This is a genomic window from Anoxybacillus andreesenii (genome assembly GCF_030813005.1).
GTDB lineage: Bacteria > Bacillota > Bacilli > Bacillales > Cytobacillaceae > Robertmurraya > Robertmurraya andreesenii.
In genome coordinates, this window is record NZ_JAUSTU010000041.1 from 1 (window position 1) to 20,818 (window position 20,818).

The window sequence follows — 20,818 nt, forward strand, 5'->3', positions numbered from 1 at the left end:
CTCTGGGACATAAAAAACCTCCTCAAACTTTGATTTAAAGAGATTATCTCATAGGTATTATATACACTAACAGGTGGATTCTATTTGACGCTTACGAATATCTCTTGGGAACTATTATTAGAGAGGAATTTTTAATTACGGTTAATAACTTAAATCAACGTAAACAAAATTCGCCTAAGAAATACCTAACCATTAAAGAAGTGTCATCACTTACAGGCATCGGGCCCTCCACAATACGACAGTTAACACAATGATTGATGAGATTCTGAGAAAAATAATAAGATGAGTGCGCTCTTTATCTAATAACTAGACTTTTCTATCCACTATTGGTTTAACCGCTATTTTTATTACGATTACCTACAAGGGTGTACAAAAAGAACAGGGTATTTCCACCCTGTTCTCAACCAATCATCTTAATCTATTTTAGACTTCGAATTTATTCTATCTTTAATACTTACAATATTATTCTTTTGAGGTTCACTCTCTGTTTCAAGATAACCTTTTTCTAATCCAAGTAATTCTTCAACTTCTTCACGAAACAAACTGAGTCCATAGTGTTTAGATAGTTTGTACATAAAGTCGTCCCCAGTAATATAGTTGTTTTCAATTAACAATTCTATGGCTTGCTTCATAGAAACAGGCTCTCTTATATCTTTAATATCATCAAGCGGTTCCTTAGTTCTCCAACCTTTCTGACTTATAGATCTTTGCATGTATTGGTATGTTCCATCAGATATAGCACCTAATTTATAGGCCCGCATAACCATCGCTCCAATGGATACGCACCATTTCTTTTTTAGAGTTTTATAGTACATCAAATCGTTTGAGTGAATGGATACATCCCTAAGAAAACTTTCCCTTGGCAACAGAAATGCTGCTGCAAAATCATTTGCTTCTTGTTCAATCTGTTTAAATTCATCTTTAGTTAAATCATCAAGGTTTAGGTATGGGTCATGTAAGACTTTATGTCCTAATTCGTGTGCAACATCAAATTGACGTCTATAAAATGATCTCTTATTGTTCCCTAATACGATTGAATAATAGTGCTTTCCATTTACTTCTTGTTGCGAACCAAAGGCATCAATTGATTTCCTTTCTAGGTTTAGTGAAGATATTACAAAACCCTTTGTTTCGAGTAAATAGACTATATCCTTAATAGGTTTGTCACTTAGACCCCAGTAATCCCTTAAGCGTTCTGCAATATCCTCCACATTTTCTATATCTCGTTCAGAGAAATCGGGAACATCTAATTCTGGAAAGTCAACATACTCTTCTAGTAAGGCTCTAATAATAGTTAAATACTTAACACGATCATATTGCATTTCCCTTTCCTTTTTACCTGTAGTCAATAGTGAACGAAAGTAGGTATTTCCAGTTCTTACCTCAATTGAGTTTTCATAAAAATATTCTTTAGGAAAGTTTAATATTTTACTTATTTGTAAAAGTGCTTCGAAAGTAGGTATAGCCCTATTATTTTCATATTTTGAAATCATTTGTTTACTTATTTCTAATTCTTTTGCAAGGTCAGTTATTGTTAAACCTCTGTATATTCTTCCTTCTCTTATTCTTGAACCGTTAAATTGTCTTTCTAACACTTAGATTCCTCCTTATATGAGGACTAATTAACTATGATCTTCCTCTTTTAAATCTTTCTTTTCTTCCTTTTTTGAAGGTATTGTTTTATCAAAATGATGCTTCCTATCTTTAACTTCCTGTTTAACCTTAGGTATTACCATTACGGTATCAGTATTATCTATTGTGTCTTCCTCTAGTACAAATAAATTACTGTATTCATCTTCAGGAACGTACATAGACCAGTCTTGAGTGTCTAATAATTCAAAATAACGATTAAACAACTTCGCTTCAACGCCTACTATTTTCTTTTCCTCTTCCTTTGCCACTATGAACACAACATCATTGACTAAAGGGTAATCTTCTCCAAGTATTTTTTGTGCCTCTCTCAATCTTCTATTTTCATACTCTTCAGTTAGAGTTGGAAATAGAGATATCTGTTGATAGTCAAGGTCAATTGGACCACTACTTAATGAGACGAAGGCGTGAAAGTAGTGTATGTTTTTTCTGCCAAGTTTTTTTATGACTATATCTAGGTTCTTCTCTTTCGAAAATACATATAAAATTCCTGTGCCCGTATCCAATACACAAATAAATGTCCAAATTCCCCTTCTTTTTGTTAAAACTATTAAGCCATTTTCAAGTGCAACTTGTTTAATGCGCCTAAATCTAATATCCCATACTCCACCATTTTTAAAGTTTCCTGTTTCTAAACCATACTCTTGTTTAATTTCGTCTACTACGTCATTTGTTGTTCCCGCGAATGCTTTTACCAAACTTTCAATAGTTTCATCGTTTAAACCCGATATGATTTTCACATTCTTCCCCCTAATTGATGGATTTTATTTAATAATACTACATTTTATACTAAAAAGTAAACCAATTGTTTCTTTTTTTGTGTTTTTTCTCTTCCACTTATGGTAAATTCATAGTACAATAGATACAAAAGGGAATTTGTACATTAACCTAGATTTTTTCTGGTGATACATACCGGTAATTATAAGATTAAAAAATTAATTAATGAAAGAAGTGAACCCTCTTTGTCTTTATATGGTTTTTATACTGATGAATCTGGAAATAATGGTTTTAATGATTTAAGAAATCAACCAGTACTTTGTTATGCTGGAATTCTAGTTCCACTTGAAAAACAAATCTATCTTCATAACGAGGTACAGAAAATTTCAGACAACTTAAAGAAAGATATTAAATTACAGGTACATGGAATTCCTGAGAAACAAATTAGAAACATCCCTTTCTTCAGAGACTTTGAAATTCATGGAAAAGCATTCATTGATGGAGAGGACTTCTATTATAATCTGGGTGACTCTGATAGGTTTAAAGTAGTTGAAGATTTACTCTCCTTAATTCAGGATTCAGATATTAGGGTAATAGCATCTATTACAGATAAGACCACTTATCAAACTAATACTGGAATTAGCGATCATAACAAGATGCATATAAATGGTTATACAGAATTAGTTAACCTAATCAATACAGAGTTAGAAACTAACGATGACTTTGCTTTTATTATTTGTGATGATGGCAAACCTGCAGAAATTAGTAATTTTTATAATGCACTTAAAAACCCTTCTAATAAGCGGGTTTATCCAGATTTACAGATTAAGAAATCACATGATGCGAATTGTAATCTTATTCAATTGGCAGACTTAATTAATTTCATATCATCTGTTTATTTTAGACAAGCCTATGGACACCCACCAAGAAAGAGACATCAAACAAAAATTGTGGATTTTTATACTCAATTCCTTCAAAGTAAACTAAAGTTCCATGAATATAAATAAAAAGAAGGGACGCACACAACGTGCGAACCCTTCCTTTAGGTCGTACACAACGTGCGACCTATTATAAATATATCCATAAAAAACAAAATTATTACAAATATTATTAAAGAGCATAAGCCCCTAAGTCATACACAACGTGCGAGTTAGTTACCAATGCTCTTAAATATGTATGGGATTTAGTCGTACACAACGTGCGAGCAAATCCACCACTTATAATTTATGAAACTTAGTCGTACACAACGTGCGAGCAAGTTTCTTTGTACTCTTATTATCATAAATTACACTTCGGAAGTCAATAGATTTAATTGATTTGTAACAATTTTTTTGTTAGATATCTACTTTAAATCATAGATGGACTGGATAGATCATGTTTCAGATAGTAAAGATAACGTATCTTTGTCAAAAACAACTTCTATCTTTTGTTTTACCACTATTTGTGATACGGTTCCCCCCGATTAATCCGAAAAGCCCGATACACCTGCTCCACCAAGATCAAACGCATCAATTGATGAGGAAATGTCATTTTAGAAAAGGAGAGCCTTTCATCTGCCCTTTGAAGAACCTCGCTGCTCAAGCCGAGTGAGCCGCCAATAACGAAGGCTATTTTGCTTTTTCCGTATGTTGCGAGCTTGTCTAGTGAGTCAGCAAGTTCCTCTGAGGACTTTTGTTTTCCGTCAATGGCTAGGGCAATGACATATGTATCCGGGTGAAGCTTGGAAAGGATGCGCTCGCCTTCCTTCTGCTTCACCTGCTCCATTTCAACTGCACTTAATTCCTCGGGTGCTTTTTCATCGGAAACCTCCAAGATTTCGATCTTGGCATAGCTAGACAATCTTTTTAAATATTCGTCAATTCCTTGCTTTAAATATTTCTCTTTTAGTTTTCCAACGGTAATGATTGAGATATTCACACCTAATCCTCACTTTACAAACAAGATATCCACAAAAGTTATCCACATGTCCACATTTTCTATCCACATCTTGTATGAGATCATTCGTTCGCTACAACATATATAGCCCTATTTTGACAATATTCACAGGTTGTTGATAAGTCCTCAGCCTCTACTTTTGATAGCAATGGAAACGTCTCAAACTCGTCTACAATCGTATCTATCGCAAGATCTACATGTTCCTCACAGCAATAAATCATGTTCATCATCCTAACCTATCTTTTTTATCGATTGTGGATAATTACTCAACTCTCATTTATCCACATTCTCTATCATAACAAAAAAGCAAGAAAGCCACATTACGCTTTCTTGCTTTATTTTATCCACAAACGATTCTTACAATGTGTCGCCTGACAGTTTCATCGTCGCTTCTTGAATTTTTCCTGCTCTGTAGAATTTAACCTTCAAGGTATCCCCGATAGTCTTCTTTGTATATAGATGCTTTCTCAATTGGATCGTATCCTCTATCTTATCACCATCCATCTCAATGATGACATCAAGCTCCTTTAAGCCTGCTTGTGCAGCCGGAGAATTTGGCTCTACCCGCATGACCGCTACTCCACTTGTCACGTTATCCGGCAGCTTTAATGCTTCTCTTTGATAATAAGCTGGTATTTCGTTCACAGACTGTAGCTCAATGCCCATATATGGACGATTCACTTTGCCATATTTCTCTAAATCCTCAATTACGGGAATTGCAGAATTGATTGGAATCGCCAACCCAATGCCTTCCACTGCACTTTCAGCAATTTTCATGGAGTTAATGCCAATGACCTGGCCTGCGATATTGATAAGAGCTCCTCCACTATTACCCGGATTGATAGCCGCATCCGTCTGTAATACCTCGGCCTGCCAATCAATTACGCCATTTTCGTCAATATCGACTGGAACCGCTCTCTCCAAACCAGAAATGATCCCTTGTGTAACGGAGCCAGAGAAAATAGACCCTAATGGATTCCCAATGGCAATGACCGGTTCTCCGGTTTTTAATGCATCAGAATCACCAAACTCTGCAATCGTCTTGATTTTACTGCCATCCACTTCAAGCACAGCCAAATCTGTCCAGATGTCACTGCCCTTTAATTTTGCAGGAATTTTTGTACCATTTGCTAAGGTAACCTCCAGGGAACTTGCCCCAGCAATGACATGGTGGTTTGTTACAACATAGGCCTTATTCCCATCCTTTTTATAAATAACCCCAGAGCCGGAGCCTGCTTCCCGAGCCTGTCCTTGTGCTCCATGCCAAAAGCTTGTTTCCTGAATATTGGAGATTCCTACTACAGCATCTCCTGCCTTATCGACTGCCTTTGTAATATCTGTTTCTATATTTACAGATACCTTTTTGGTGTCAATCGCATTTCCGTTCGTGTTCTTTGTTGCTTGTTCAGCGGGTGACACATCGTAAGGGAGTGCATTGTATTCAATAAGCTTCGGGAATGCAACAATCACGAGTAACCCTCCAAGAATAACCCCGACAAGACTTGCTAAGAAATAGCCCCCCTTGTTTCCCTTTTGCTTTTTATAGCGACTTTCATAGTCTTGATCGTAATAACCCATTCATCTTCATTCCTTTCACTAGAACGATAGCTAGATGTTATTCTTCCTATATATACCCAATTATAATCTCACAAAGGGAAAAATCTAATGAAAAGATCCGTTTTCCGTAAATCTTACGAGTTTTTTCATAATTTTTTCGCAATTCCTTACGATTTAGTGGTTAGCACATCAACCGTCCATGTAATTGTTAGAAAAAGGAGTGTGGACTCCCCACACTCCCCTTGTTTATACGGCCGTCAATGCTGTTGGGATTTTCGGATCGGTATGATGCAGCTCGACCTCTTCCCCCACAATAATTCCTTGTTCCTTTAAAGTCTGGGTCACAGACATTTTTGCTAAATCCTTCATATTGTTATCCTGACTAAGATGCGCCAAATAAATTCTCTTCGTTTGGTCTCCGATGACCTCGCTCATCGCAATCGCCGCATCCTCATTTGAAACGTGGCCGACGTCACTTAAGATTCGTCGTTTGATATTCCACGGGTAGCGCCCCATTCGCAGCATCTGGACATCATGATTGCTTTCAAAGACGAACATATTCGCATTCGCAATCGTTCCCTTCATGCGGTCACTGACATAGCCCGTATCGGTAATCAGGACAAGCTTTTTGCCTTCATGGTGGAACACATAGAACATGGGCTCGGCCGCATCATGAGAAACCCCGAACGACTCGATGTCCAAGGAACCAAAGCTTTTGACCGTTTCCATATCAAAAGTGAACTTTTGCTCCGTAGGGATTTCCCCTATCAGACCATTCATTGCATCCCACGTCTTTTTGTTGGCATAGACCGGAAGCTTGTACTTTCTAGCAAGCACGCCAATTCCCTTTATATGATCACTGTGCTCATGCGTAACAAGCAACCCCGAAAGATCGCCTGGATTACGATCAATTTTTGCAAAGAGGGCTTCCATTTGCTTTCCGCTTAAGCCCGCATCAACCAAAAAAGAATGCGCATCCGTCTCAACATATACCGCATTCCCTGTACTCCCACTCGCGAGTACACTAAAGCGCATCCCCATTCTCTTCACTCCACTATCTTTTTATCTTCGTTGTTCAGCTGTATAATCTGTCCTTCAATCGCATTCACAAATAAGTCTTCTTCTCCATTCACAACAAATCGCCAAACAGGTGTCAGCACTTGAGAAGAAGTAAGATGAACTAATGTATAATACCCTAGCTCAACATCTGTAATTTTACTGCCAAATGGAAGCTCTCCATTCTCGTATAATGTTTCAATCCCTTTCATAGGCTGTAAAATGGTTTCTTCCTCTGAAAACTCCTCGAAATCCTTCAGCAAGGTTTGTTTATAACCTACAATCTCGTTGTTGTTATTTAAATAGAAGGTCAGTTCCCCGTTGATATTCTTGTATAACATCTTTCCTTGGTAATGCTGATAAAAGGTTATCGTTTGCTCCACTGAATCGATATTCCAGAAATCATATTGATCACCCTGAAATACACTATTTTTTAGAATTGGTGTCAAATCGTCAGAGCCAAAATCTTTATTCAATTGGATTGGATTATTCAATGCCGATTCAATCGTTGTTTCATTCTTTATTTTGATGGTCTGACCTTTTAGAATCGTCCCCGAAAGCTTCTCAAGCTCCTCTTTTGTGAATTTTTTGGGAGTTGCACTAATATACCTATCCTTCTTTAAGTTTTTGGGAAGCTCTACATACTCAATTTCCTCTGTTTTTAGCTTATTTTCAAAGGAGGTTTCGGATAAGTAATCATACTGACTTGACACATAGATCTTATAAAACTCATTTAATAAATAGATGTTTAGGATGAGAAAGGCAAAGATAAAGATGGTTTTAATTCTACTCCAATCCAAAGTCCATTCCTCCCTCATCTCCCGCCTTGACATTCCACCATTGATCCTTATACTTGTAATACCATGAAGGCTCTAAATGAATAAGTGGATCCCCTGCGACCTTCGTCATCTCATAACCGATAGCGATTTCCTGGAGGAATTCTGGCTCAATATCCTCTCTTGCTTTCAGAATTTCCAATATCCCTACGCCTGACATCAGCTGAACCTCTGTTGACTCCACTCGCCTATCTAATGAGAAATTATTTCGCAAATATTGGTAGATCCCAGTTTGTCCCCATATTTGCAGGATTTCCGACATTCCATTGTTATTGAAAATAGGATATCCTGATATGTCATATAATCGAAAAAGAACGGTGTTCTCAATCTCATCTAACCCCACATAATGATAATTACCTGTCCAACCACCATGTCCATTCACAAAATCAATACTTCTCTGTAACAAATTGCTAGAGTTTGCAGTAACATCTTTTTCTTGGGCTGGATTCACGTAAAGAATCGTATTTGTTTCATAATTAACACTAAGCAAGGTTGATGAATCCTTGTATTCCTCACTATATCCCGTCGAATTTCGCTGCACAAAGCTTGGGTTTCTAAATAAAGCATCCCTGAATTGCGTTGTTGGGATTAAATCCAGCAAATAATTGTAGGCATACATCGTAATTGGATCCGTTCGGACTAATATTCTTCGTTCCTCTGATAAATTTTCGAGAGTATATAGAGCAAAATTTCGATTCGTCGATGCCTTTAAGAAATAATCCTCTTGAAAGTTTAAGATAAAGGAAGCATTGACACGGAATCGATAAGCCTCCTGCTTTTCGATTGAGACAAAATATACATAACCGTTCTCTTTTGTAATATTGTTCAAGTCAATAATGATTTGATCAAATGCAATTCCAAAAGCGTCCTTATCTTTAATGCCCAGGATATTTTTGTATATTTCCATGGGAATACGTTCAGGAAAGACAATTTGGGCTTTTCCCTTTTCATAAATAAAATCGGAAAGATCTCCAATTTGATTCGAAACATCCTCAAATCGTTCAAAATTCCATCTGCTTATTTCCCTGATAATTCGGTCAACCTCATTCATTTGCAATGTGCCATAGTGAGCATCATTAATGTGATAATAGATTTGATCTGGTTTGATAATTTCTTTGATTTCCTTTTGATCACTGATTGACACACCTGGCACCATTTTTGGATTTTCCATCGTGTCATAATGGGGTTGATAAGTCCAGATTCTCCAGGTTAAGCTGATACTCAAGAAAACGAGAATGGTTAGAAGGATTGTTTTTATGTTTTCAAAGGTCATTCCCAATCATCTCCTTCCGTTTGAACGTAAGGTAGACTAAAGGATACCGTTGTACCTTGTCCCTCCGTACTCTCAGCCCAAATTTCCCCACCATGTGCCTCTACCATTTCCTTCGCTATCGCGAGTCCGAGACCTGTTCCACCAAGCTTTCTTGTCCGTGCTTTATCCACTCGGTAGAAACGCTCAAAAATTTTCTCCAGATTGTCTTTTGGAATGCCTTCTCCTTCATCTTTGACGCTAACAATGATTCTTTCATCTTCCTTTATCATCATAAATGTCACTTTCCCACCATCAGGTGAATACTTGAGCGCATTTGAGATGATGTTATCTAATACCTGTGTCAGCTTATCAGCATCAATTTCTACAAAGGTAGCCTGCTCTAATAGTTTTCTTTCAAAATGAACATTTTGTTCCTTCGTTAATTCAAATCGGTCTATGATCCGATCATAGAACTTAACAAAGTCTACCCATTCAGTATTAAGTTGATAATCCTTGCTATCCATCTTGGAAAGCTGCAGAAGATCATTAACGAGGCGAATCATTCTCTCCGTTTCATTTTGCGTAATTTCCAAAAAATTTGGTGCAATCTCTTCATCCTTCCATGCACCTTCAGCCAGAGCCTCTAAATAGCTTCTCATCGTCGTTAGCGGAGTGCGAAGCTCATGGGATACATTAGCAACAAACTCACGCCGCTCCATATCAATTTTCTCCTGTTCGGTGATATCATGGAGCACCGCAATTAAACCATTCACAAAACCCGTTTCCTTTTGGATGATACTAAAATTGGCGCGCAAGACATATGGCTTTTTAGACGTACTATAGTTAAGGATGACAGACTCCTTTTCCAATAACAGATCCTCTAGCGTATACTCTTCCTCCAGACCCAGTAACGAAATAATCGGAGTCGATAGAATTGTTTCACGTGAAACATTCAGCATTTTTGCCGCGGGTTCATTGATGAGGATGACACGTCCCTTTCGATCAGTAGCAATCACACCATCTGTCATATAGGAGAGAACAGAGGATAATTTACGCCGCTCTCCTTCTGTCGTTGCCTGTGCCTCCTGGAGCTTTTTCGTTAAACTATTAAAGGTCATGGCCAGCTCACCAATTTCGTCATAGCCGTAGACCTTTACCTTTCTGGAAAAATTACCCTTTGACATAGCGATTGCTTGCTTTCGCATATCGGTAATTGGCCTTGTGATTGTTCTGGCAAGAAGAACAACGAGAATCGCTGTAATGGCTAGAGAAATGGCCGTACCTGAAGCAAAGATATTATTGATGGTTTTCATTTGTGAATAGACATTTTCCACATTCGCAATTAGATAAACCGCACCAATTACCTCGCCGTCCGCCTTAATCGGATCAGCAAGTTTCCAGATACGATTCCCTGTTTGGCGATCGATTAAGGTTTGATGATCCCCATCATCATCTGACGTAGCAATTACACGCCAAACCAGCTTATCAGTTGTTCTTTGGCCAACAATTCCTTGATTATAAGGATCTGAAGTCCCAATGATTTTGAGAGAGGAGCCTTCAATAACCTGAACCTCAGAAATATCAGAAGTGTTATCAAAGTCTTTGAGGATATTTTTGACATCCTCCTCTAAGGTGGGGCCTTCCTCCTCAGGATTTCTTTCCTTCACCATTTCTTCGCTTAAGTAATAGGAAAGTAAATCCACTCTTTCCTGAATGGATGTTTCAAAATTTCTAAGCAGAGTAGCTTCCAGTTGCCGGACAAAATAGGCTCCAATAATTTGCATCGCAATTAGAATGAGCAGAACATATATTAATACAAGCTTTAAATGAATCGAGCGAAAAAAACCGACCTTTTTCATAATAATGTATTACTCCTGTTCAGGATTTCTTAAGTAATACCCTACCCCTCTTCTCGTCACAATCCATGTCGGATGACTCGGATTATCTTCAATCTTTTCACGAAGACGTCTGATCGTCACATCAACCGTTCTTACATCGCCGTAATAGTCATAGCCCCATACCGTTTGCAGAAGATGCTCCCTTGTCATGACCTGTCCAATATGCTTGGCTAAATAGTGGAGCAATTCAAATTCTCGATGAGTCAATTCGATTTTTTCCCCACGCTTTGAAACAATATATGCATCTGGATGGATCACTAATGAACCAACAACAATTTCATTGGTTTCTTCTTCTTCCGTTTGAGCAGCAACATGCTGATGTCTTCTTAAATTAGCCTTTACCCTAGCAATGAGCTCCCTTGAGCTGAATGGCTTCGTCACATAGTCATCAGCCCCTAACTCCAAGCCAAGGACCTTATCGATTTCGGAATCCTTTGCTGTTAGCATAATGATCGGCATTTCATATTTCTTTCGAACCTCACGGCAAACTTCCATGCCATCTCGTTGTGGGAGCATAATATCTAATAAAATCAAATCTGGTTTGATTTCTTCTACCATCTCAAGTGCTCGATTGCCATCATAAGCACAATGTACTTCATAGCCTTCTTTTCTCAAATTGAACTGGAGAATATCTGCAATTGGCTTTTCATCGTCGACAACTAATATTTTCTTGTCCATTCCATTTCTCCTTTAAGAATAAGATTAAATACAATACCTTCCTTTTAATAACTTTACCATTTTATAATTGGGAATTCACCTATTAGAAAGTGTAAATTCTTAGAGTCTAGCTTCCACTGATCAAAGCAGAATAGAAAAGAGCCTCTAATCATCCTAGAGACTCTTCATTGCCCTTATCTCAACCATTGTTGCCTTATCTTATATAATCTAGCGGGTTTACTAGATTGCCATTTTTGTAGATTTCAAAATGCAAATGAACACCGGTCGAGTTCCCCGTAGACCCCATCACGCCTATTTGCGACCCTTTGCTGACACTTTGACCAACATTTACCGTAATCGAGGAAAGATGGGCATATACCGTTTCATAGCCATTTTGATGATCGATGACCACCTTATTTCCATAACCGCCAGACCAGCCTGCAAATTTAATTTTTCCATTATCCGCTGCCTTAATCGTGCGGTTGCTTGGTCTTGCAATATCTATTCCCTTATGTAACTTACCCCATCTTTGCCCCTGTTTACTAGAGATATAGCCCCCGACCGCTGGCCACGCAAATGAGCCTTCGCCACGAGAAGGGATTACTTTTGTGCCTTTGATGACAATATGAGGTATTGGCTGTTCTAAAACAGTTTCATCGGATAACTCTTTATTAAGTACCACACCGTTTCTCTCTGAGATTTTGTAGGTTGCTTCTCTTGAGCCATTCTTTCCTTCTTGCTTAATCTTTGTATCACCCTTATACATGGAGGAATCCTCCACTACCTCCTTTTGATAGGGAATGGGCTCTTTCACCAATGTTTCCTTTTCTACAATGACCTCAATTAATGGCTGTACTACTGTGATATTTAGCTCCTGATTAATTTTTAAGAGAGATTCTTTGGTTAGTCCTGGATTAAGCGAAAGTAATTGCTCAAGCGACATTTCATGATCCGCTGCAATTTGACCAAGGACGTCCCCTTCCTGCACCTTATATTTCTTCTCTTCCAGCGTTCCTTTTAACAGATACTGAACAGCTTCGGAGACCGTCAATACTTGAGTAGGCGGCACCTTTTTTTCTAAAATAGAGACGTTTTTGGACAGACGTACATCGATTAAACGAGTTTCATTTTCTTTCAAGGCTGGCAATGCTTCTTTCTCTGCTTTTCTTTTCTCAATCTGTTTGAGCTGCTCCTTCGTAACATACTGTAGCTTAAGCTCATCTAGCACTTGCTCAGCGGCCTCACGATTCTTCACAAATACAGATGTATCCTCATCAATCGTCAGCTCAGTTGCCACCGCTTCAATGGACAAAAGCTCATCAAGTTTTTCCATTACTTCTTGATTGTCTTGTTTGGAAATAGATGAAAAGACTTGCTCCGGTATGTATGTAATTTCTGGTCCAACTGTAAGATCTAGTTGATTGTTTAACGAATCCTTTGTGTTATGTACTTTATCTTCAACTAATTTGTCAATCTCTTCTTTATCATTTACCATCCCTATGTAATGATCATCTACATAAACATAGTACACGGTTGTTAAACTTCGCTCTGCCAATGCGTGTGCACTCATTCCAAAGGCAAGAGTGGCAAATGCGACTGTGGAGATAGCTGTCTTCTTTAGATTTCTAGATGCATTCCTCGTTAGTTTGGACAGACTATTCAATTTATTATTCATCCTACATCCTCCCTAGACTACGGAAACCATTCAAATATCTTTTTGACACCTTCTTTACTTTACCATAATTCGATCATTCGTGTTTTTTAGACTCCATAATGTAACATAAATGTATAATTGCTGACAAATTGCAACATATAATGTAAAGAACTTCAAAAAAGAGCATGCCGTGGGCACACTCTTTGTCATAATCGTATTAATTTTTACCGTTGGCGCCAAGGGTTCAAGACCACATTTGTTTGTGAGCGATCGGGACCGACTGAGAAAATGGATAGCGGAATACCTGTTAACTGGGCCACTCTTTCAATATAATGACGAGCGTTTGCTGGTAGCTCATCCAATGACTTACAGCCTGTGATATCTTCCTTCCAGCCAGGTAATTCTTCATAGATTGGCTCACATTCTCCTAATACCTTGAGGCTTGCTGGGAATTCTTCGATTACTTCCCCTTTATAGCGATAAGCAACACAAATTTTTACTGTTTCTAAACCTGTCAAAACATCAACAGAATTTAACGATAAATCGGTAATTCCGCTCACTCGACGGGCATGACGGACAACCACACTATCAAACCAACCAACGCGGCGCGGTCTGCCCGTTGTAGTTCCATATTCACGACCCACTTCTCGAATTTGATGGCCAATTTCATCATTCAGTTCTGTTGGGAATGGACCATCGCCAACCCTTGTTGTATAGGCCTTGCAAACACCAACAACATGGTTGATTTTCGTTGGTCCTACTCCTGAACCAATCGTAACGCCTCCAGCAACAGGGTTTGAGGATGTAACAAATGGATAGGTTCCTTGGTCAATATCAAGCATGACCCCTTGCGCACCTTCAAAAAGAACACGGCGTCCTTCATCTAATGCATCGTTCAGGACGACAGATGTGTCCACCACATACTTCTTAATCTGTTGTCCATACTCATAATACTCATCTAATATTTCTGCTAATTCAAAGCCTTTTGTTTCGTAAATACGCTCTAACAGGCGATTTTTTTCTTTTAAGTTTCGGTCAAGCTTTTCTTCAAAAACTTCTCTATCTAAAAGATCAGCAATACGGATCCCCACGCGTGCTGCTTTATCCATATAAGCAGGTCCGATGCCTTTTTTGGTTGTTCCAATTTTATTAACACCCTTGCTCTCTTCCTCTACCTCGTCAAGCTTGAGATGATAAGGCAAAATAACATGTGCTCTATTGCTTATTCGTAAATTATCGGTTGTAACACCCTTCTCATGTAGATAAGCAAGCTCTTGGACTAGTGCCTTCGGATCAACAACCATTCCGTTTCCGATTACACTAATCTTATCTTTATAGAAAATCCCTGAAGGTATTAAATGCAACTTATATGTTTCCCCATCAAAACGAATGGTATGTCCGGCATTGTTACCACCTTGATAACGTGCAATGACTTCCGCATTTTCCGAAAGAAAATCGGTAATCTTCCCTTTTCCTTCGTCTCCCCACTGTGAACCGACAACTACTACTGATGACATAAGTGAAGCACCTCCATAAGGTAAACATTCATTAACTCTTCCTAATCAAACAATATTATTGTATCAATGACTTACTCATAAAGTCAACAAAACACGAACATTTTAATAAACGAATGATATTTTGTTCGTAATTGAGGAACCCATTTCTATTTTCTCAAATAAAAAAAAGACTAGCCTTAGCTAATCTTCTATCAATCTACTTATTTATGCACCTGAAGGAACGGCAGCATTATCAAATCGTCTTTCTAAATTTACGAATTTATTATACTCTTTCACAAATGCAAGTGAAACAGTCCCCGTCGGACCATTACGCTGTTTAGCAATGATAATTTCAATGATATTCTTGTTTTCCGATTCTTTGTCATAATAATCATCACGATAAAGGAATGCCACAATATCAGCATCCTGCTCAATACTACCAGATTCACGAATATCAGACATCATTGGCCTCTTATCTTGTCTTTGCTCAACACCACGGGAAAGCTGGGATAACGCGATGACAGGAACCTCTAATTCACGTGCTAATTGCTTAAGGGAACGGGAAATTTCGGAGACCTCCTGCTGACGATTTTCCCCTGAGCGACCACTTCCCAAAATTAACTGAAGGTAGTCAATCAAAATCATCCCCAATCCATGTTCTTGCTTCAAGCGGCGACACTTCGACCGAATATCCTGTACTCTAACTCCTGGTGTATCATCGATAAAAATGCCTGCATTGGATAAGCTCCCCATGGCCATCGTTAGCTTACCCCAGTCCTCATCGGTGAGCGAACCCGTTCTTAAACGCTGGGCATCAATATTTCCTTCTGCACAAAGCATACGCATAACCAGCTGCTCTGCACCCATCTCCAAACTGAAAATAGCCACGTTTTCTCCCGTTTTCGTTGCCACATTTTGGGCAATGTTTAATGCAAAGGCAGTTTTACCAACCGATGGACGGGCACCAACGATAATTAGATCATTTCTTTGAAAGCCAGCCGTCATTTTGTCTAGCTCTGCAAATCCTGTCGCAATTCCCGTAATCTCGCCCACTCGATTATGCAGCATTTCAATATTATCATAGGTCCTGACGAGGACATCCTTAATATTATGGAAAGCACCAGCATTCTTCCGGCCAGAAACTTCCATAATTTTTTTCTCCGCTTCTACAAGAAGTGCTTCCACTTCATCCTCGCGCTGATATCCATCGGTTGCAATATCAGTCGCCGTGCGGATCAATCTTCTTAATAAAGACTTCTCCTCTACAATCTTCGCATAGAACTCAATATTTGCTGCAGTTGGTACTGAACCCGCTAGCTCACTTAAATAACCAATACCACCCACATCTTCAAGGAGCTTACTAGCTGCAAGTTCCTCTGAAACTGTAAGCAAATCAACTGGTTTCCCTTGGTCATTAAGCTCTAGCATGACATTGAAAATCTTTTGATGTGCCCCGCGATAAAAATCTTCGGGGATTAAAATTTCAGTCGCCAGGGTCAGCGAAGAAGGCTCTAGGAAAATAGCACCGAGAACCGCCTGTTCTGCCTCAATATTCTGTGGGGGAAGACGATCTGCAAATAAATCACTCATTATTGGAAAACCTCCTTATATTCAGAGGACCATATTTTTCATATCTTAATTAGAAAAATGTGACCAGCCATGAAACTGATCACATTTCTATCATCTATTCTATCATGTTTTTGATGAATTGGTACTTCCAATATTAGTTTCCTTCTTTTACATGGACATTAAGAGTAGCTGTTACTTCAGAGTGAAGCTTAACAGGAACCTTCGTATGGCCAAGTGCTCGAATAGCATCATCCAGCTCAATTTTTCGCTTATCAATTTTTATGCTATGGCTTTTTTGGAGAGCTTCGGCGATTTGTTTGCTTGTAATGGAGCCAAATAGACGTCCACCTTCACCAGCCTTAGCGGTTAATTCCACCGTTATTTTCTCCATTTTCTCTTTTAATTGCTTTGCTGTTTGCAATTCTTCCTCTGCATGCTTTTCTTCCTTTTTCTTTTGAGCATTGAGCATGCTCATGTTCGCTTGGTTTGCTTCAATTGCCAATCCTTGCTTTAATAAAAAGTTATGTGCGTAGCCATCTGCTACATTTTTAACCTCACCTTTTTTACCTTTACCTTTAACATCCTTTAAAAATATAACTTTCATTATTTCTTTCTCCCTTCAAGATACTCATCAATTGCTTCTAATAGCTCCTGCTCGGCTTCCACAACGCCCATATCATAAAGCTGTGTGGCTGCATTCGTCAAATGGCCTCCGCCCCCGAGGCTCTCCATAATGATTTGAACATTGATGTCACCAAGAGAACGAGCACTGATCCCAATCTGATTTTCTTTTCTGTTTGAAATCACAAAAGAAGCCAATACTCCATCCATTGTTAACAGCGTATCTGCGGTTTGCGCGATGACAACCTGATCAATTACTTGATCCTCCTGCCCCTTTGCAATCGCAATTCCGTCCTTATAAAAATATACTGATTCAATCAATTTAGCACGTCTTAAGTATGTCCGCACATCTTCCTTCAAGAACTTTTGGACTAACACGGTATCAGCCCCATGACCCCGTAGAAATGAGGCAGCATCAAAGGTTCTTGCCCCCGTTCTTAAGGTAAAGCTCTTCGTGTCCACGATAATTCCAGCTAACAACGCTGTTGCCTCAAGCATATCTATTTTACCACGTTTTGGCTGATATTCTAAAAGCTCGGTCACTAATTCTGATGTAGAGGAAGCATACGGCTCCATATAGACAAGCAATGGATTATCTACAAATTCCTCTCCCCTTCGATGATGATCAATCACTACTACGTGGTCAATTCGGTGTAGCAGTCTTTCTTCAATCACAAGAGAAGGTTTGTGAGTATCAACAACGACTAACAAAGTGTCCTCGGTAGCCTTTTCTAACGCTTCTTCGGGGGAAATAAACCGTGAAAACAATCCTTCTTGTTTTCTAATTTCCTCCATTAACCGCCTAACACCCGTATCAATCTCTTGAAAATTCATGACGATATAGCTTTCACATTGATTTACCTGGGCAATCTTTTGAATTCCAATGGCTGCCCCAACAGCATCCATATCAGGATTTTTATGTCCCATGATAATGACTTTGTCACTCTCAGTCATCAGTTCCTTCAATGCATGAGAAATCACACGGGCCCGCACCCTTGTTCTTTTCTCAACAGGGTTTGTTTTCCCTCCATAGAACTTTACCTTTCCATTCGGAAGCTTGATAACCACCTGATCCCCACCACGACCGAGAGCTAGGTCTAGACTGGATTGGGCTATTTCCCCTAATTCTGGGAGAGATGATACACCAGAACCTACTCCAATACTTAATGTAAGAGCAATATTTTGTTTCGAGGTTATCTCTCGAGTATCATCCAATATAGAAAATTTACCTTTTTCTAAATTATGAAGGATTTGTTCGTTAAAAACCGCTATGAAGCGTTCCGAGGAAACTCTCTTCAAAAAGACTCCATTTTCATTAGCCCAATTATTTAAAATGGATGTAACAAGACTATTCAGGCTGCTTCGCGATTGATCATCCATTCCCTGTGTGATGTCATCATAATTATCTAAGAAGATAATGGCAATAACCGTTCGTTCATCCTCATACATTTTTTCTACTTCTGCTTGCTCTGTAATGTCGAAGAAATACAGAAGACGTTCCTCAGAACGATGTATGACCTTGAACTTGCGATCCTTTAATGTAAGAGTCTCACGTTCAACTTCCTGCTTTATTAAGGGAATTAACGAATCTCCTACATCATAAAGAGACTTTCCAATTAAGGATTCCTCTTCAAAACAGGATGCTAAAAAAGGATTGGCCCATTCAATGTAGTAATCATCATTGATTAGCATGATCCCAATCGGCATTTCCATTAACGCTTCTTCACCGACTTTTTTTACCCGATAAGAAAGCGTAGATATGTACGTTTCCATTTCCTTTTGCTGTTGAAAATGAACGATAAAGAAAAAATAAAACGGAAAAATAGCAATGAATAAGCCAATTAGGCTGAATAACCAACTATAATAAGCCAATACTCCTAAAACCACCAAATAAACGGCAATTAATAAAAGGATTGGATAGCGAATAGACCGTTTTTCCAAATACGAAGGCATTTCTTCAGCTCCCAAAATTCTAAACGTTTCTAAAGCTTACTTTTTGCTCTTTTCAATTACCCACTTTCTTAAATTAAAACCTAAGTCAATTATACCTAATATCCTGACAATATAAAGCAGTATTGGTAAAAAGACTGTGATCAAAATAGGTACAAATTTAGGGATTCCCTTCTCATAGGAAAAGAAATAAACGAAGGATAATCCTTGAATAATTAGGAAGAACTGTAGGATAAAGGATAGATTCAACAACGCTGAATACCAATAGGTTCCCTGTTCAGGATTGAACAGCAAAAAGGCAATCAATACGATCAAATAATACCATAGAAAGCTTTTTGGTAAGCTTAATTCCCTAAATGGCTTCCATCGGGGAACATCGAAGCCAAATCTTCTTAGAATCGGAAAAGAAATAAGTTCAATAACAAAGACCATTAGACATGAAGCCATAACAAAAACACTTGGTACTAAAGTTACGAGCATTTGTATGCCAGTATTGAATTGCTCCACTACTGCTGCATCAAGAGGCTGTCCCAGCTTCTCCATCATTTGAAATGTTTGATCAACCGACTTCTCAAACAACTGTATGGATTCTTTGATCACATCAATTTCAAAGAGCGCTACTGAAACCGCATATTGAGCAACGAGCGTGATTAGAAAAACAATTGTCCCTGCAATATAACCCGCTAGTCTTTTCTTCTTCTCTCTAATAAAATCACCGATTACTAATCCGGTAAGCCCGTACAATAGTGACAAGGGAATGGCCATTACAGTGCCAACAATTAAAGATATTAGCAGTGCCCCTACCAGAAAAACAAGCGAGCTTTTACGGTCATTTTTAGCTGCAAACATGATAAAAGGTAATGGGATAAACAAATTGGTTACCGACCCAAGTAAAGGGATATAAATCGTCATAAGTAATAAAACGGCAAAGGCAGCTAAAAATATCGCACCTTCTGTTAGCTTATGTACACTTTTCACACTTAAACCTCCTGGATAGAATCCTACCTCTATTTTACCTAGTATTTACAAGTGCTTCAACAAAGTGATTTTTAATAAATAGAGCGTAATAAAAAAGACAGCTGGTTAACGGAACCAAACTGTCTTTTTTACAGGAATCATTCTCCTGTTACATATGGTAACAATGCCATAGTACGTGCACGCTTAATTGCAACAGTTAATTTACGTTGGTATTTAGCGTTTGTACCAGTTACACGTCTAGGTAAGATTTTTCCACGCTCAGAGATGAACTTTTTAAGTAAATCTACATCTTTATAATCGATGTGAGTGATTCCGTTTGCTGTAAAGTAGCAAACTTTACGGCGCTTTGCACGACCGCCTCTGCGTCCTCCACCTGCCATCTTATTTCCCTCCTCTTACATCTATTTTTCACCAAGTGCCAATCAGAATGGAAGTTATACCAACTGTTAAGTGAGTAATATATTGATACATTAATATTTCAACTAATTTAATCTATAAACATGAGTAATTTAGCTACTAACCTATTCTTACCTATAACAATTAAAACTAGTTCATTATTTATTTCTCCCCCTTCTTAATATTTTTTTACAACTCAATTTGTTAAGTTTTTTATAAAGCAAAAAAGCGATCTTCACTTAATTGACCTTTGGTTTATAAACCATTATCAATCAGTACGAAGACCGCTTTTATTAACTAAATTAGACGTTTGTTACCTCATGGTAACAACATTACTAAAAAATCTTTTAAACTAATTGTATTATACCATGCATAATTTCTTTTTAAAAGCCTAGGAAATTTTATACCTTATTTTTCTCTGGAGTCCTACCGACAATAAGCATATATTATACGCTAAATATACGCTAAACCAATTCTTGTCTAAAAATTTGATTCCCTAAAATCTCATAAGCCCCAAAATGAACTTGGACAATAAGAGTATTTTATTTTATACTGCCTAATGTACCAAGGAGGTTAACATCATGCCAAGAACAAAA

Annotated in this window: 18 protein-coding genes; 1 reads left to right on the forward strand and 17 read right to left on the reverse strand. The window is 38.2% G+C overall.

What is annotated here, in order from left to right:
• Positions 1-413 precede the first annotated feature (413 nt).
• Together J2S07_RS20720 and J2S07_RS20725 are read right to left on the reverse strand one after the other, a co-directional pair.
• On the reverse strand, positions 414-1,595 hold the full coding sequence (locus J2S07_RS20720) for a helix-turn-helix domain-containing protein (RefSeq protein WP_307152291.1): 1,182 nt from the start codon (positions 1,593-1,595) through the stop codon (positions 414-416).
• Between the two features lie 27 nt (positions 1,596-1,622).
• A complete protein-coding gene (locus J2S07_RS20725) occupies positions 1,623-2,390 on the reverse strand; it encodes a DUF5986 family protein (protein WP_307152292.1) in 768 nt (255 codons plus the stop codon).
• 222 nt (positions 2,391-2,612) lie between these two features.
• Here J2S07_RS20725 and J2S07_RS20730 point away from each other — a divergent pair, with 222 nt between their 5' ends.
• A complete protein-coding gene (locus J2S07_RS20730) occupies positions 2,613-3,374 on the forward strand; it encodes a DUF3800 domain-containing protein (protein WP_307152293.1) in 762 nt (253 codons plus the stop codon).
• Positions 3,375-3,804: 430 nt separating this feature from the next.
• Here the strand turns inward: J2S07_RS20730 and rlmH are convergent, their stop codons facing one another.
• From rlmH to rpsR, 15 genes are all read right to left on the reverse strand, one after another.
• Positions 3,805-4,284 (reverse strand): 23S rRNA (pseudouridine(1915)-N(3))-methyltransferase RlmH, encoded by a 480-nt coding sequence (rlmH, locus tag J2S07_RS20735; protein WP_307152294.1) that lies wholly within the window; start codon positions 4,282-4,284, stop codon positions 3,805-3,807.
• A gap of 80 nt (positions 4,285-4,364) precedes the next feature.
• A complete protein-coding gene (locus J2S07_RS20740; RefSeq protein ID WP_307152295.1) occupies positions 4,365-4,523 on the reverse strand; it encodes a CxxH/CxxC protein in 159 nt (52 codons plus the stop codon).
• Between the two features lie 136 nt (positions 4,524-4,659).
• Positions 4,660-5,880 (reverse strand): S1C family serine protease, encoded by a 1,221-nt coding sequence (locus J2S07_RS20745; RefSeq protein WP_307152297.1) that lies wholly within the window; start codon positions 5,878-5,880, stop codon positions 4,660-4,662.
• Positions 5,881-6,105: 225 nt separating this feature from the next.
• Positions 6,106-6,900: an exodeoxyribonuclease YycJ gene (yycJ, locus tag J2S07_RS20750; RefSeq protein WP_307152299.1), complete on the reverse strand. Its 795-nt coding sequence runs from the start codon at positions 6,898-6,900 to the stop codon at positions 6,106-6,108.
• 5 nt (positions 6,901-6,905) lie between these two features.
• Entirely contained in the window at positions 6,906-7,715 is an 810-nt protein-coding gene (locus J2S07_RS20755) for a two-component system regulatory protein YycI (protein ID WP_307152300.1), read from the reverse strand.
• Positions 7,702-9,024 carry a YycH family regulatory protein gene (locus J2S07_RS20760; protein WP_307152301.1) on the reverse strand — a complete coding sequence of 441 codons (1,323 nt, stop codon included), beginning with the start codon at positions 9,022-9,024 and terminating at the stop codon, positions 7,702-7,704. Before J2S07_RS20760 ends, J2S07_RS20755 begins: the two co-directional genes overlap by 14 nt.
• The gene (walK, locus tag J2S07_RS20765; RefSeq protein WP_307152302.1) at positions 9,021-10,862 is read right to left on the reverse strand and encodes a cell wall metabolism sensor histidine kinase WalK; all 1,842 of its coding nucleotides are present in this window, start codon (positions 10,860-10,862) and stop codon (positions 9,021-9,023) included. Before walK ends, J2S07_RS20760 begins: the two co-directional genes overlap by 4 nt.
• Before the next feature lie 9 nt (positions 10,863-10,871).
• Positions 10,872-11,579, reverse strand: coding sequence for a response regulator YycF (yycF, locus tag J2S07_RS20770; RefSeq protein WP_307152303.1), 708 nt, complete (start codon positions 11,577-11,579; stop codon positions 10,872-10,874).
• Positions 11,580-11,772: 193 nt separating this feature from the next.
• Positions 11,773-13,233 (reverse strand): M23 family metallopeptidase, encoded by a 1,461-nt coding sequence (locus J2S07_RS20775; RefSeq protein WP_307152304.1) that lies wholly within the window; start codon positions 13,231-13,233, stop codon positions 11,773-11,775.
• A gap of 203 nt (positions 13,234-13,436) precedes the next feature.
• Complete coding sequence (locus J2S07_RS20780; protein ID WP_307152305.1) at positions 13,437-14,729, reverse strand: adenylosuccinate synthase; 1,293 nt, start codon at positions 14,727-14,729, stop codon at positions 13,437-13,439.
• A gap of 204 nt (positions 14,730-14,933) precedes the next feature.
• On the reverse strand, positions 14,934-16,298 hold the full coding sequence (dnaB, locus tag J2S07_RS20785; protein ID WP_307152306.1) for a replicative DNA helicase: 1,365 nt from the start codon (positions 16,296-16,298) through the stop codon (positions 14,934-14,936).
• Between the two features lie 133 nt (positions 16,299-16,431).
• Positions 16,432-16,881 carry a 50S ribosomal protein L9 gene (gene rplI, locus J2S07_RS20790; RefSeq protein WP_307152307.1) on the reverse strand — a complete coding sequence of 150 codons (450 nt, stop codon included), beginning with the start codon at positions 16,879-16,881 and terminating at the stop codon, positions 16,432-16,434.
• A complete protein-coding gene (locus J2S07_RS20795; RefSeq protein ID WP_307152308.1) occupies positions 16,881-18,851 on the reverse strand; it encodes a DHH family phosphoesterase in 1,971 nt (656 codons plus the stop codon). Before J2S07_RS20795 ends, rplI begins: the two co-directional genes overlap by 1 nt.
• A 36-nt stretch (positions 18,852-18,887) precedes the next feature.
• Positions 18,888-19,826, reverse strand: a complete 939-nt coding sequence (locus J2S07_RS20800; RefSeq protein ID WP_307152309.1) for a YybS family protein — start codon at positions 19,824-19,826, stop codon at positions 18,888-18,890.
• 137 nt (positions 19,827-19,963) lie between these two features.
• Positions 19,964-20,206 (reverse strand): 30S ribosomal protein S18, encoded by a 243-nt coding sequence (gene rpsR / locus J2S07_RS20805; RefSeq protein ID WP_019157210.1) that lies wholly within the window; start codon positions 20,204-20,206, stop codon positions 19,964-19,966.
• Between the last annotated feature and the right edge of the window lie 612 nt (positions 20,207-20,818).